Source organism: Desulfosporosinus meridiei DSM 13257 (assembly GCF_000231385.2).
Taxonomy (GTDB): domain Bacteria; phylum Bacillota; class Desulfitobacteriia; order Desulfitobacteriales; family Desulfitobacteriaceae; genus Desulfosporosinus; species Desulfosporosinus meridiei.
Genome location: NC_018515.1, coordinates 4166488 through 4179666, shown reverse-complemented (window position 1 = coordinate 4179666; position 13179 = coordinate 4166488). Strand labels below are relative to the sequence as shown.

Genomic DNA, 13179 nt, shown 5'->3' with positions numbered 1-13179 from the left:
CGATGAAAGAAATTATGATGATGATTCGACGTCATCAAGTACCCGCGACAAAAAAAGCTTTTGAGGATGCCGGCTTTCCGGCTTTGACGATTCAAAGCGTTGAGGGTCGAGGCAAGCAGGGGGGGATAGGTGGTTGGGCTGCTGAGGTTGATCCGGAATTAAATGCTGTCATGGGCAGCGGGTATAGGGATGAGTCAGCATTTCACTGGATTCCCAAAAGGCTGTTAACTATCGTAGTTCAGGATGATCAAGTGGATGAGGTTGTGGAGGTGATTATCAAAGCTAATCAGACTGGACATATGGGGGACGGTAAAATCTTCGTTTGTCCGCTGAAAGAGGTAGTCCGGGTTCGAACCGGTGAGGTTGGTAAAGAAGCAGTGGTTTAGAAGTGTTTGATTCTGCAAATTTAGCTGAGGTTAGATAAAAGTTGCTCGTAAAATTTTGATTAGGTTTTAAGGAGATGTATTGATATGAGACAAATTGCAATTTACGGCAAAGGCGGTATTGGAAAATCAACGACAACCCAAAATACGGTCGTAGCATTGGCTGAAATGGGCAGAAAAGTCACGATTGTGGGTTGTGATCCGAAAGCTGATTCTACCCGCTTGATTTTGCATAGCAAAGCCCAAACAACGGTTATGGACTTAGCCCGCGAAAGAGGGACTGTAGAGGACTTAGAGTTGGAGGATGTTTTGGTTGAAGGATATTTGGGCGTACGGTGTGCGGAATCCGGCGGTCCGGAACCGGGGGTAGGCTGCGCAGGCCGGGGAGTTATTACCGCTATTAACTTTTTAGAAGAAAACGGTGCTTATACAGCGGATACAGACTATGTTTTCTATGATGTTCTGGGAGACGTTGTGTGCGGCGGATTTGCAATGCCGATTCGGGAAAATAAAGCTAAGGAGATTTACATTGTAACTTCGGGTGAAATGATGGCTATGTATGCAGCCAACAATATCTCAAGAGGGATCTTGAAATACGCTCAAACCGGCACAGTTCGCCTGGGAGGCTTAATCTGCAACAGTCGGCAGACGGATAGAGAAAGCGAATTGATTGAGGCATTAGCTAAATCCCTAAACACCCAAATGATTCACTTCATGCCTCGGGATAATGAAGTACAACGTGCTGAAGTGCGTAAACAGACGGTTATCGAATATAACTCAACTCACAAACAAGCGGATGAGTACAGAGCCTTAGCCAGTAAGATTGAAAACAACACTAAAATGACCATCCCAACCCCACTGTCAATGGATGAGTTAGAGGCCTTAATGATGGAGTTTGGAATCATGGAAATGTAATCATTTTCGTCTCGTACTATCTGAAAGTATAAACTTGCGTTATATACTTTCGAAGCATAAGTGCAACCAACGGTTTCGCTCTCGCCGAGGCTCGGCGAACCCGGGTTTTCTTTAATAAACAGGAGAAAGATTTCAGAACGAGGGAGGACAGCGTAATGAGCATAAAAGAGACCACGGAATTTAGAAAGCAAGTCGTGGAAGATGTGCTGGAGGTCTATCCGGAGAAAGCAAGAAAGAATCGAAGACAACACATTGCCGTTAAGGATGAAGGGTGCGCTAGCTGCGCAGTCAAATCCAATTCCAAAACAGTGCCGGGACTGATGACCGCTCGGGGGTGTGCCTATGCAGGAGCTAAAGGGGTTGTTTGGGGTCCTGTGAAAGATGTGGTGCATATCTCCCATGGACCTGTGGGGTGTGGTTATTATTCCTGGGGTAATCGTCGGAACTTAGCGGATGGGGAAATCGGGGTTGATAATTTTGTACCCTTTCTCTTCACCTCGGACTTCCAGGAGAGCGATATCATTTATGGCGGGGACAAAAAATTAGAGAAGATCATTCAAGAGGCTGTGGACCTTTTCCCGAATGCCAATGGAGTATCAATTCTTTCTGAGTGCCCTGTCGGACTAATCGGGGACGATATTGAAAGTGTCGCTCGCCGCATGAGTGAAAAACTTGAATTGCCGGTTGTTCCTGTTCGTTGTGAAGGATTTAGAGGGATAAGTCAATCCCTGGGTCATCATATTGCCAATGATGCTATTCGAGATCATCTTTTGGGTAAAGGGCCTGCTCGAGAAGTTGGGAAATACGATATTGGGATTATCGGGGACTACAATATCGGAGGAGATGCCTGGGCCAGTAAAAAGATTTTGGAAGAAATGGGCTTAAATGTCGTTAATATCTGGACAGGGGATTCTACCCTGGAAATGCTGCAAAACGGACATCTGGTCAAGCTGAACCTGATTCACTGCTACAGAAGTATGAATTATATCGCCAGACATATGGAAGACACCTATGGAACTCCTTGGATGGAATTCAACTTCTTTGGTCCTACTAAAATCCGGGAATCCATCCTAAAAATTGCCGCTCAGTTTGATGATTATATTATGGAAAAAGCTCAGCAAGTCTTAGCAAAATATGAACCTCAGATGCAAAAAGTCATTGAGACCTATCGACCCCAATTGGAAGGCAAAAGCGTAATGCTTTATGTAGGAGGGCTCCGCCCGCGACATATCGTGGGGGCCTACGAAGATTTAGGGATGGAGGTTACGGGAACGGGCTACGAGTTTGCTCATAGCGAGGATTACGAAAAAACCCTGCCTGCTTTAAAAGAGGGCACTCTAATTTATGACGATGTGACGGCATTCGAACTTGAAGAGTTTGTCATGAAGTTAAAGCCTGATTTGGTCGGATCAGGAATTAAAGAAAAATATGTTTTTGAGAAAATGGGGCTGCCTTTCCGTCAAATGCATTCCTGGGATTATTCCGGTCCTTATCATGGCTATGAAGGCTTCCCGATTTTTGCTCGGGATATGGATATGGCAATTAACAGCCCTACTTGGAAATCTATTAAAGCTCCCTGGGCTAAATAAAACAGGGCAGAAAGGATGTTAGACAATGGAAGCTTGTACTAAGGCAACAAAAAGTTGGCTGAATTCTGTAGAATACCGAGAAAAGAACTTTGCCCGTGAAAAGTTAGTTATCAATCCAGCCAAAGCCTGCCAGCCCCTGGGCGCCTTGCTTTGTGCCTTAGGAATTGAAGGATGCTTGCCCTTTACCCATGGTTCCCAAGGCTGCACAGCCTATTTTCGCAGCACCTTATCCCGTCACTTCCGAGAGCCCGTCGCTGCAGTCTCTGATTCGATGACTGAGGATTCTGCGGTCTTCGGCGGACAGGGAAACATGATCGAAGGTTTAAAGAATGCTTATACGGTTTATAAACCTAACGTCATCGCCGTCTTCACCAGTTGTATGGCAGAAGTTATTGGAGACGATATCAAGTCTTATCTGGGTAACGCTAAGGATCAAGGAGCGATTCCTCAAGAGCTGCCGGTGGCGTTAGCTAATACTCCCAGCTTTAAGGGATCCCATATAACCGGCTATGACACAATGCTCAAGGGTTTGATTGAATGTCTGGCTAAGCCCAGACAGGATGAAACCATTAATGACAGGCTCTATGTTGTCCCCGGTTTTGACACTTATCCCGCCAATCTCCGCGAATACAAACGGATACTGAAGACCATGAATGCACCTTATACTCTTTTACCGGATTCCAGTGATGTGGTGGATACTCCTAATTTAGGCACCTATGAATTGTACCCCGGGGGGACACCAATTAAAGAAATGAACGAGGCTCTAAATGCTGCAGGCTTCTTATTCCTACAGACTTATACTATCCCAACAACGAGTAAATTCCTGGCCGGTCTGGGAGTGCCAGTGGAAACCCTGGCGATGCCCATGGGAATTGCCGGAACAGACAAATTCATCGAAACCGTGGCTAAATTTACCGGCAAAGAGGTGCCTGATGAAATTACCAATGAACGGGGCCGGGCAATTGATGCCATGACGGACGCTCATCAATATATTCATGGTAAAAGGTTTGCCTTATTTGGTGATCCTGATATCCTGATCGGACTTGTCAGCTTCCTGCTGGAAATGGGAGGAATGCCGGTTCACATCGTTTGTACAAATTCTACTCCTTTATTTAAAAAGGCCATGGAAAAACTACTGGCCTCGAGCCCTTACGGTAAAGAAGCCACCCTTTACGCCGGCAAAGACCTCTGGCATCTTCGCTCCCTGCTGGTCACCGAACCTGTTGACATGTTAATCGGTGATGCCCACGGCAAATATGCTGCTCGTGATGCGAATATCCCCCTGGTCAGAATTGGCTTCCCGATTACGGATCGAGTGAATCTCCATCGTTATCCCATCGTAGGGTATTCCGGAGTCATTAATATGATAACTATGATCGCCAATACCTTTTTGGAGGAAAAAGACAGGGCTTCAACAGACACTTACTTTGAATTAATGCGATAAGAGGTCAGGGGACACACCTCTTCAAAGAGAAGTAATGATAAGTGGCTCAGAGGAATGTCCCCAACTGAAGGAGGGGTGCTTCATGTTTACCAATCTTACAAAATTGGATCTCAAAGATAAGCAATGCATGTCAGATGCCGGCTCCCCGAAGCTATGCATGAAGGCCCTACCTGGCGAAGGTGCAGAGAGAAGCTGCGCTTATGACGGGGCGCGAGTTGTGCTCATGCCCATCACGGATGTAGCTCATCTAGTTCATGGACCGATTGCTTGTGCCGGAAACTCTTGGGATAACCGAGGAGCCCGCTCCTCCGGTTCCCAACTGTTCAGACGGGGATTGACCACAGATATTATGGAAAAGGATGTAATCTACGGAGGTGAGAACAAGCTTAGAGAGTCAATCCTGGAAGTGGCAGCTAAGCATCATCCTAAGGCCATCTTTGTTTACGCAACGTGTGTCTCCTCCTTAATTGGGGATGATGTCGACAAGGTATGCCGGGATGTGGAAGCTGAACTGACCATACCGGTGATTTCGGTGAATTGTCCGGGTTTTTTGGGAGACAAGAATATTGGCAATCGCATTGCAGGAGAGGTTTTATTTGAGCGGGTTATCGGTACAGCGGAAAGGTCGGAAGAGAAAATCCCCCTCTCCATTAACCTGATTGGTGAGTATAACATCGCCGGAGATCTCTGGGGGGTGTTGCCTGACTTAAAGAATTTAGGAATTAAGCTGCAAACAGCGATTACCGGGGATGCTAAATTTGATGATATCCGGTCTGCCCATAGGGCAAGTCTTAATGTTTTAATCTGTTCCAAAAGTTTGACCAACTTAGTGCGGAAGATGGAAATTCGTTACGGTATTCCTTTTATAGAAGGGTCGTTTTACGGGATTCACGATACCTCCCAAACTCTGATCAATATTGCCAAGGCCCTCAATGATCGGGATTTATTAGAAAGAACCTTAGTCTATGTGCAAAAGAAGGAGGAGGAAACCCGGGGCGTTATTGCCGGATACAAAAAGCTGCTTGAGAATAAACGGGCAATTTTATTTACAGGAGGAGTTAAGACTTGGTCCATGGTGTCTACCTTAGCCGAATTAGGAATTAATATTTTGGCAGGGGGGACTCAAAACTCAACCCCGGAAGATTTTCAAAGGATGAAAGAATTAATGGATCCCACGGCTCAGATTATCGAAGACACAAGTTCGGCGGGCTTTCTCAAAATCATTGCTGAGAAGAAGCCGGATCTCATCGTTGCCGGAGGGAAGACCAAGTATTTGGCCCATAAGACAAGAACTCCTTTTCTGGATATTAACCACGGCAGAAAGCTTCCTTATGCCGGATATCAGGGGATGATTACCTTTGCGGAAGCATTAACACGCACCGTGCTCAGTCCGGTTTGGGGCCACTTAAAAGGGGATTTTCCGCCAAGAGAGGGTGAACTGCAAGATGACAAAGCTCAGACATTATAATGGAAACCCACAAAAAAACAGTCCTGCTTTAGGTGCCACTCTGGCTTACCTGGGCGTCAACGGTCTACTTGCGCTACTTCATGGTTCTCAAGGGTGCTCTTCCTTTATTCGCTTGCAGCTTTCCAGACACTATAAAGAACCCATTCCCCTTAATTCAACAGCTCTTTTGGAAGAGTCGGTAATCTTTGGAGGCTGGGAGCATCTGAAAAAGGGCATTGCAGTGGCTGCTGATAAATACAGGCCCCAAATCATAGGAGTTATGAGTTCCGGGCTCACTGAAACCTATGGGGATGACATGGTAAGTGCTCTGGCAAGTCTGCGAACGGAACGACCGGATCTACAGAGTCTGCCGGTGGTCTTGGCCGGAACACCTGACTATATCGGTTCGATGCAAGAGGGTTATCAGCGAACGGTGGAAGCCTTGCTTATGACCTTGGCGGGACAGTCCAATTATGGGCCAGGTAAGTTTGAGGGTATCCCAAAGGCAGATGGGGCTGAAATCCCTTCAGTAGTACTTTTGCCCGGTTGTCATCTGACTCCCGGGGATGTTGATGAACTTAAAGACATTGTCAGCAGCTTTGGCTATAAGGCGATTACAGTTCCGGATCTTTCGATTTCTCTGGACGGGCATGCGGAACTGGAGGCGGCTCCTGTGGTTCAAGGAGGAACGCTGCTGGAAGAGTTCCAACGTTTACCGGAATGTAAGGCTTGTTTTTCCTTCGGCTTAAGTATGGAGAAGTCCGGCGAGTTTCTGAAGAACACCTTTGGAGTTCCTCATGTTAATTTCCCATCCTTAACGGGCTTAACAGCAACGGATAAATTCATCCTGACTCTGGCGGAAATCTCGGGTAAGGAAATTCCGGAGAAGCTTCTCAGGCAAAGAAGCCGCTTGCTGGATACCTTGGCAGATTATCATGACGCCTTGGGAGGGCAAAAGGTGGCCATAGCTTTAGAGATGGATCTTTTGTATAGTCTGGGTTCCTGTTTAGTGGAGGTGGGTTCGGAAATTTCTGTAGCTTTAGCGGCATCATTGGGAGCGGGTAACACTCCGGCTCTGCCAATCCCCATTGAAGTGGGGGATCTGGAAACCCTTGAGGAAAGGGCTGGGCAGAGTAATCTGATAATCGCCAATTCCAACGGTCGTCAAGCTGCAGGGGTCCTTAAGATTCCTCATCTTAGAGCAGGGCTGCCGGTCTTTGACCGGGCCGGTTATCCACAAAAATGCTGGATTGGATATCAGGGAACACAGTTATTTCTCTTTGATACTTTAAATTCATTAAGTTAGAAAGGGCCTAAGGTTAAAGGTATAAATAGGATGACAAGGACGAAAAGCAATTTAAATGAAGAACAAATTGCTGGTATGACGCCAGTAATCAAGAAGGTAGAAGGAGACAATATGGTTTTCGAGGAGGGTCAAGGTATGTTAATAGCCTTTGCCAGCAGCGACGGAAAAACAATTAACTCGCATTTTGCTTCATCCCCAGCCTTTGAAATGTATAAATTCACAGACGGCCCGCAAGGAGTTATCCATACATCTCTTAAGGCTGAGGATATGGAAGAATCCGAAGATAAGGTTGACGTTCGGATCAAAATGCTTAACCGCTGTTCAATCGTGTATTGCACTCAGATTGGTGGTCCGGCAGCGGCCCGGCTGGTTCAAAGTGGGATTCATCCGTTAAAAGTGCCGGAAGGAACTCCTATTGAAGAGGAATTAATCAAGGTCAATAAATTACTGCAATCCAAGAGACTGCCACCTTGGCTGCAAAAGAAATTAGGAAGTGTTAATAGTTGAGAGACATCTGTATAGCACTGTAGGCAGAACAGATTACCGAGTTTATGATGTGATTTTTGGAATTCCTCGGAATTGATTATTGGAAGTTGAAGCAAAGGCCAAAGATTTATGTTAAAGGGGATGAGCGTTGCTTGAGTGACATTGTAATCTACAAAACTTTTGGGGAAATGCCCTGGACACCACAATACGTCGAAGGAATTAATAAAGCTGTGTGTTTAGGATGTGGGCGATGTGTAAAGCTTTGTGGGCAAGAATGCTTGGGGATAGAAAGCTTTGAAGATGATGAAGGGACAGAGCGCTATGTTGCTAAGATTGTCAACAAGGATCAATGTATCGGTTGTCAAGCTTGCGGCAGAGTCTGCGTTCGTAAAGCGTATACTTTTAAACCAAAATCTGCGTAATTAAAGTGACCTGCAAAGCGCCGCCGATAGATAGCCAGGTGTGCATGATGACAACAAATAAATATCAAAGTGAGAGGCATGGAACCGGATTACAAAATAGATGAACGATGGGAGAGATTAATATGCATAGAGAATGCAATCATGCAAACATGGCCGGCCCAAATTTAAATCAAGGACATCCTTGTTTCTCACCTTCCGGGCACGGGAAAACAGGTCGAATACATTTAGCAGTAGCTCCGGAGTGCAATATTTCCTGCAATTATTGTGTGCGTAAATTTGATTGTGCTAATGAGTCCCGTCCGGGAGTAACCAGTAAGGTTATTAATTCAGATGAAGCCATTGAAACAGTCCTTAAGGCAAAATCCTCTGCCATTGGATCGCAATTAACGGTTGTAGGAATTGCCGGACCGGGAGAACCCTTAGCTAATGAGGAAACCTTTAAAACTTTGAGGAAGGTGAAAGAGAATTTCCCGGATATGATTCTTTGTTTGAGTTCCAATGGGCTTCTCTTACCGGAAAAAATAGCTGAATTAGTGGATATTGGGGTTTCTCATGTTACTGTGACGATTAATACTCTGGATGAGCAGGTGGGGTCAAAGATATACAGCCATGTGCGTTGGCAAGGGAAAACTATGATTGGACCCAGTGGGGCCAGGGTGCTGATCCATAATCAATTACTTGGACTGGAGCTGGCAGCCAAAGCCGGAATGACTATAAAAGTTAATACGGTGGTTATGCCGGGTATCAATGAGCATTTATTATATAGTTTGGCTTTAGATGTTAAAAAGAGAGGAGCCCATATCCATAATTTGCTACCCTTGATACCGCAAGGGAAACTTGCTCACAAAGCAGCCCCCCCGATTGAATTGATCAAAAATTATCGCAGCGTTCTGTCCTCTATTCTCCCGCAAATGATGCATTGTCAACAATGCCGTGCAGATGCCATCGGCTTAGTCTAAAAACTAAAAAGGAGTTATTTAAGATGGAGCAGCGGGTGTTATTATGTGATACAACCTTAAGAGATGGTGAGCAAGCTCCGGGAGTTTCATTTAATGGGCCGGAAAAAGAAATGATTGCCCGGGCTTTGGCAGATGCCGGTATCGATGAGTTGGAAGTTGGAGTCCCAGCCATGGGCAGCGTGGAAGCTAAGAAAATTTCTCAACTGGTGGCTTTGAACTTGCCGGTGCGTTTAATTACTTGGAATCGAGTTGTTCAAGCCGATCTCCTGGCCAGTTATCGAACGGGAGTTGAGGGAGTTGCGATTTCCCTTCCCACCTCAGAACAGCAAATTAAGCATAAGTTAAGAAAGGACAGAGGTTGGCTTCTTGAGCAAATGGGTCAATGTGTAAGTGAGGCTAAAAAAGAAGTCGGTTATATTGTGCTGGGACTGGAAGATGCCAGTCGAGCAGATTTAGATTTTTTGCAAGAAATTATTGTTGAGGCTGAGAAGTTAGGAGTTGATCGAATTCGATTTGCAGATACCTTGGGGGTCATGGAACCCTTGAATGTTTTCTTCAACCTTCAAGATTTAGCCAGATCCTCAAAGATTCCTTTGGAATTCCACGCTCATAACGACTTAGGGATGGCCACGGCTAATTCTCTGGCCGCAGTCCAGGCAGGTTTTAAAGCAGTCAGTGTCACAGTAGGAGGTTTAGGGGAGAGGGCGGGAAATTCAGCCCTGGAGGAGGTGGCGGTTGCCCTGAAATACAGTCTCAAGCAAGAGGTGAAGCTGGATCTTAAACGGTTAAATGCAATTGCTTTAATGGTTAGTTCCGCCGCCGGCCGTGTAGTTCCACGGGCCAAACCTATTATTGGGGCGGACGTCTTCACCCATACTTCATCGATTCATATTGACGGAATCCAGAAGGACTTTGCTAATTATCAAACCTTTCCACCGGAAAGTGTAGGCAGAAAGCATTCTACCTCCTTTGGTAAACAGACCAAGTTTAAGAATGTGGTATGGCTCCTGAAATCCAGGGGAATGGCCCATGATCAAGAGACTGTGAATCAACTGCTAAATAAGACCCTTGATAAAATAGATCAGTTAGATAGACCTCTGGAGGAAGAGGAAATCCTAGGAATTGTGTTGAGCTCATGATAGAACAAAAGATGCGACAAAAACCTTCTTTTAAGCACTAAGCTTGTAAAGAAGGTTTTTGTCATTTAACCGTTGAATTGGACAATTGAACCCTATTTTTTCGAAAGTGCCCAGACCGGTTATTACAATAATCATGAAATTGTTGTTCTCAATGAACCATAGAATTTGAAACGTAAAATTATTGGAGTTATACTTGTCTTAATTGGAGTTGCCTTGCTGAAGCTTTTCTATTATATAATGAGGAAATTACCGAATTAGAGAGGGGTCAAAAAATTAATGGGAAAACTCGTTGAATGTGTGCCGAATTTTAGTGAAGGTCGTCGTCCAGAGGTGATTGAGGCTATTGTATCCGAGGTCAAGCAGGTCAAGGGGGTAAAGCTGCTGGATGTTAAGCCTGATGCCAGTCATAATCGTACAGTTGTAACCTTTGTGGGAGAGCCCCAAAGTGTTAAGCTGGCAGCCTTCAATGCTTGTGCCAAGGCTTGCGAATTAATTGATATGGAACAACAACAAGGAGGGCATCCCCGGATTGGGGCGACGGATGTAATTCCCTTCATACCGGTCAAAGAGGTCAGCATGGAGGAATGCATACAATTAGCTAATGAGCTGGGTTCAGAAATTGCGAGTAAGCTGGATATTCCTGTCTACTTATACGAAGAGGCTGCCCGAGTTCCCGGCAGAAGGAGGCTCCCTGATGTGAGAAAAGGAGAGTACGAAGGGTTAAAAGAAGCGATCAGCCAACCGGAACGCCATCCTGATTATGGGCAGCCGAAGATGCATCCTACCGCCGGAGCTACGGTCGTTGGGGCACGACAGTTTTTAGTGGCCTATAATATTAATCTGGGTACTAATGATCTCAGTATAGCTAAAAAAATTGCTGATTCTATCCGAGAGGTTAAAGGCGGGTTCAAATATGTTCGAGCCATGGGAGTGATGTTAGAGGATAGGGATGTGGCGCAGGTTTCGATTAACATGGTTAATTACACCGGCACACCTTTGTACCGAGTTTTCGAGACGGTAAAATCCGAGGCCGCCCGATACGGCGTTAATGTAATTGGCAGTGAGTTAATCGGTGTGACTCCTATGCAGGCCCTTTTAGATGTTGCTGAGTTTTATTTACGCTTAGAAAACTTTGATCGGAAGCAGGTTTTTGAAGAAAACTTAGTTGAAGACTGAAATGGGGGAGAGAATATTGTTAATTGACAAGAGAGTCACTGAATTTGTGGAAGAGTTAGGAAGCAATTCGCCGGCTCCCGGAGGCGGAAGTGCGGCGGCCTTAGCCGGATCGTTAGGTGCAGCTTTAAGTCTAATGGTTTGTAATTTCACAGAAGGTAAACTTAAATTTAGCAGTGTTCAAGAGGAGATTGTCCAAATAAAAGAAAAAGGAATTTCTTTAAAGAATCGTTTATTAGAATATGTTGATCTGGACACGGATGCTTTTAATGAAGTTATGAAGGCCTATAAATTGCCTAAGGAGACTGAAGCTGAGAAAGCTCATAGGTCAGAAAAGATCCAGGAGGCTACTATTCAAGCAACTCTTTTGCCCCTTAAAGTTGCTGAGGCTTGCGTAGAAGTCTTGAAACTATCCATCAGGGTCTTAACCATCGGAAATCCTAACACTGCCTGCGATGCTTCAGTATCTGGAGTTACAGCTTATGCGGGATTTCAGGGGGCAATTTTCAATGTTAAGATTAACCTGGGTTCTATTAAAGATGAGGAGTTTCTGCAGGATATTAAAGCTAGGATTATAGAGCTGCAAGCAGTGGCAGATAAGACTTATTACTTGATACTGGACAAAGCTAAAGAAGTCATAGGGTAAGGCAGGTTATTAGCAAGAGGCTGTCCGAAAACTTTTAAGTCTTGGTTCGCATTTGGGGACTTCCTCTAAAATCATCAAAGCAAAAGAGGTCTCTTCCACTTAACTGTGGAACAGACCTTTTTTATAATTTAGGGTTAATTTATAAATTATAGAATTTAGAATATAAATTTTTAGATTGTCTTAAATATAAATAATGGTTATCGGTCAAAATGGATTTAGTCCTACATATTTGGGCATGAAGTGTCGGATAGTCTCAATTCATTTCTGCTATTCTATTCTTGAAAGGAGGTCAGAACTATGGATTTGCTGAAAAATATGAATGGAGCCCTTGAATATATTGAAGAAAACCTTACCGAGGATATTGATTTTAAGGAAGTAGCCAGGCTGGCTTTTTGCTCTGAATATCATTTCACACGAATGTTTTCCTATCTGGCAGGTGTTACTTTATCAGAGTACATCCGCCGCAGACGCTTAACTCTCGCTGCTTTTGAACTGAGGAATGGGAATTCAAAAATTATCGATCTTGCCCTGAAATATGGCTACAGTTCTCCGGACTCTTTTACAAGAGCATTTCAAAACTTGCATGGGGTAACACCGTCAGAAGCTAAAAACAATGGCCAATCATTAAAAGCCTTTCCAAGGATGACCTTCCAATTATCAATTAAAGGAGGCAATGAAATGAACTATCGCATCGAAGAAAAAGGGGATTTTCACATAGTAGGTATTAAAAAGAGGGTTCCGATAATATTCCACGGGGTTAATCCGGAAATTGCCGCTATGTGGCAAAGCTTAAATATGGAGAAGATCAATCAGATGAAGGCTCTTTCCGATATCGAGCCCTTAGGTCTGATTAGTGCCTCCGTGAATTTCTCCTCCGGACGAATGGAGGAAAAAGGAGAGTTGGATCATTATATAGGGGTGGCAACATCTCAGGAATGCCCGGAGAACTTGATCCAACTTGATGTTCCTGCTTCAACTTGGGCGGTATTTGAAGCAGTAGGGCCCTTCCCAGAAACTTTGCAAAACATTTGGGGGCGGATTTACTCCGAGTGGTTTCCATCCTCAAACTATGAACAAATTCAAGGGCCGGAGATCTTATGGAACGAGCATAAGGATGTTAGTTCACCAACATTTCGAAGTGAGATATGGATACCTGTATTAAAAAAGAAATAATTCCAGTGATTAGAAGTTTCTTATTTAGCCAGGAAAAAACAGCCTTTGGCATCACAAACCCTGCCCTTGGAGTTGAGGTCAAATTATGCAGCGCTGC

13 protein-coding genes are annotated in these 13179 nt (G+C 44.7%); all 13 read left to right on the top strand.

Annotated features, from left to right (window positions below; all coding sequences use genetic code 11):
- The first annotated feature begins 2 nt into the window (after positions 1-2).
- The 13 genes from DESMER_RS19355 to DESMER_RS19295 all read left to right on the top strand — a co-directional run bounded on the left by DESMER_RS19355 (position 3) and on the right by DESMER_RS19295 (position 13082).
- The gene (locus DESMER_RS19355) at positions 3-386 is read left to right on the top strand and encodes a P-II family nitrogen regulator (RefSeq protein WP_014904759.1); all 384 of its coding nucleotides are present in this window, start codon (positions 3-5) and stop codon (positions 384-386) included.
- Between the two features lie 84 nt (positions 387-470).
- On the top strand, positions 471-1298 hold the full coding sequence (gene nifH, locus DESMER_RS19350) for a nitrogenase iron protein (RefSeq protein WP_014904758.1): 828 nt from the start codon (positions 471-473) through the stop codon (positions 1296-1298).
- Positions 1299-1453: 155 nt separating this feature from the next.
- Positions 1454-2887, top strand: coding sequence for a nitrogenase molybdenum-iron protein alpha chain (gene nifD, locus DESMER_RS19345; protein ID WP_014904757.1), 1434 nt, complete (start codon positions 1454-1456; stop codon positions 2885-2887).
- 25 nt (positions 2888-2912) lie between these two features.
- The gene (nifK, locus tag DESMER_RS19340; RefSeq protein ID WP_014904756.1) at positions 2913-4331 is read left to right on the top strand and encodes a nitrogenase molybdenum-iron protein subunit beta; all 1419 of its coding nucleotides are present in this window, start codon (positions 2913-2915) and stop codon (positions 4329-4331) included.
- An 82-nt stretch (positions 4332-4413) separates the two neighbouring features.
- Positions 4414-5799 carry a nitrogenase iron-molybdenum cofactor biosynthesis protein NifE gene (nifE, locus tag DESMER_RS19335; RefSeq protein ID WP_014904755.1) on the top strand — a complete coding sequence of 462 codons (1386 nt, stop codon included), beginning with the start codon at positions 4414-4416 and terminating at the stop codon, positions 5797-5799.
- A complete protein-coding gene (gene nifN, locus DESMER_RS19330) occupies positions 5777-7084 on the top strand; it encodes a nitrogenase iron-molybdenum cofactor biosynthesis protein NifN (protein ID WP_014904754.1) in 1308 nt (435 codons plus the stop codon). The genes nifE and nifN overlap by 23 nt, the downstream gene beginning before the upstream one ends.
- A gap of 135 nt (positions 7085-7219) precedes the next feature.
- On the top strand, positions 7220-7591 hold the full coding sequence (locus tag DESMER_RS19325) for a NifB/NifX family molybdenum-iron cluster-binding protein (RefSeq protein WP_042334806.1): 372 nt from the start codon (positions 7220-7222) through the stop codon (positions 7589-7591).
- Between the two features lie 131 nt (positions 7592-7722).
- Complete coding sequence (locus DESMER_RS19320; RefSeq protein ID WP_014904752.1) at positions 7723-7992, top strand: 4Fe-4S dicluster domain-containing protein; 270 nt, start codon at positions 7723-7725, stop codon at positions 7990-7992.
- A 122-nt stretch (positions 7993-8114) separates the two neighbouring features.
- The gene (locus tag DESMER_RS19315; RefSeq protein ID WP_014904751.1) at positions 8115-8951 is read left to right on the top strand and encodes a radical SAM protein; all 837 of its coding nucleotides are present in this window, start codon (positions 8115-8117) and stop codon (positions 8949-8951) included.
- A 23-nt stretch (positions 8952-8974) separates the two neighbouring features.
- Positions 8975-10090: a homocitrate synthase/isopropylmalate synthase family protein gene (locus DESMER_RS19310; RefSeq protein ID WP_014904750.1), complete on the top strand. Its 1116-nt coding sequence runs from the start codon at positions 8975-8977 to the stop codon at positions 10088-10090.
- Positions 10091-10366: 276 nt separating this feature from the next.
- Positions 10367-11266 carry a glutamate formimidoyltransferase gene (ftcD, locus tag DESMER_RS19305; RefSeq protein WP_014904749.1) on the top strand — a complete coding sequence of 300 codons (900 nt, stop codon included), beginning with the start codon at positions 10367-10369 and terminating at the stop codon, positions 11264-11266.
- 16 nt (positions 11267-11282) lie between these two features.
- Positions 11283-11909 (top strand): cyclodeaminase/cyclohydrolase family protein, encoded by a 627-nt coding sequence (locus DESMER_RS19300; RefSeq protein WP_014904748.1) that lies wholly within the window; start codon positions 11283-11285, stop codon positions 11907-11909.
- 297 nt (positions 11910-12206) lie between these two features.
- A complete protein-coding gene (locus DESMER_RS19295; RefSeq protein WP_014904747.1) occupies positions 12207-13082 on the top strand; it encodes an AraC family transcriptional regulator in 876 nt (291 codons plus the stop codon).
- The last annotated feature ends 97 nt before the right edge of the window (positions 13083-13179 follow it).

Excerpts from the sequence above, each read along its gene's own strand:
- DESMER_RS19355 (WP_014904759.1), top strand. The coding sequence starts at position 3 with ATGAAAGAAATTATGATGATGATTCGACGTCATCAAGTACCCGCGACA.
- nifH (WP_014904758.1), top strand. The coding sequence starts at position 471 with ATGAGACAAATTGCAATTTACGGCAAAGGCGGTATTGGAAAATCAACG.
- nifD (WP_014904757.1), top strand. The coding sequence starts at position 1,454 with ATGAGCATAAAAGAGACCACGGAATTTAGAAAGCAAGTCGTGGAAGAT.
- nifK (WP_014904756.1), top strand. The coding sequence starts at position 2,913 with ATGGAAGCTTGTACTAAGGCAACAAAAAGTTGGCTGAATTCTGTAGAA.
- nifE (WP_014904755.1), top strand. The coding sequence starts at position 4,414 with ATGTTTACCAATCTTACAAAATTGGATCTCAAAGATAAGCAATGCATG.
- nifN (WP_014904754.1), top strand. The coding sequence starts at position 5,777 with ATGACAAAGCTCAGACATTATAATGGAAACCCACAAAAAAACAGTCCT.
- DESMER_RS19325 (WP_042334806.1), top strand. The coding sequence starts at position 7,220 with ATGTTAATAGCCTTTGCCAGCAGCGACGGAAAAACAATTAACTCGCAT.
- DESMER_RS19315 (WP_014904751.1), top strand. The coding sequence starts at position 8,115 with ATGCATAGAGAATGCAATCATGCAAACATGGCCGGCCCAAATTTAAAT.
- DESMER_RS19310 (WP_014904750.1), top strand. The coding sequence starts at position 8,975 with ATGGAGCAGCGGGTGTTATTATGTGATACAACCTTAAGAGATGGTGAG.
- ftcD (WP_014904749.1), top strand. The coding sequence starts at position 10,367 with ATGGGAAAACTCGTTGAATGTGTGCCGAATTTTAGTGAAGGTCGTCGT.
- DESMER_RS19295 (WP_014904747.1), top strand. The coding sequence starts at position 12,207 with ATGGATTTGCTGAAAAATATGAATGGAGCCCTTGAATATATTGAAGAA.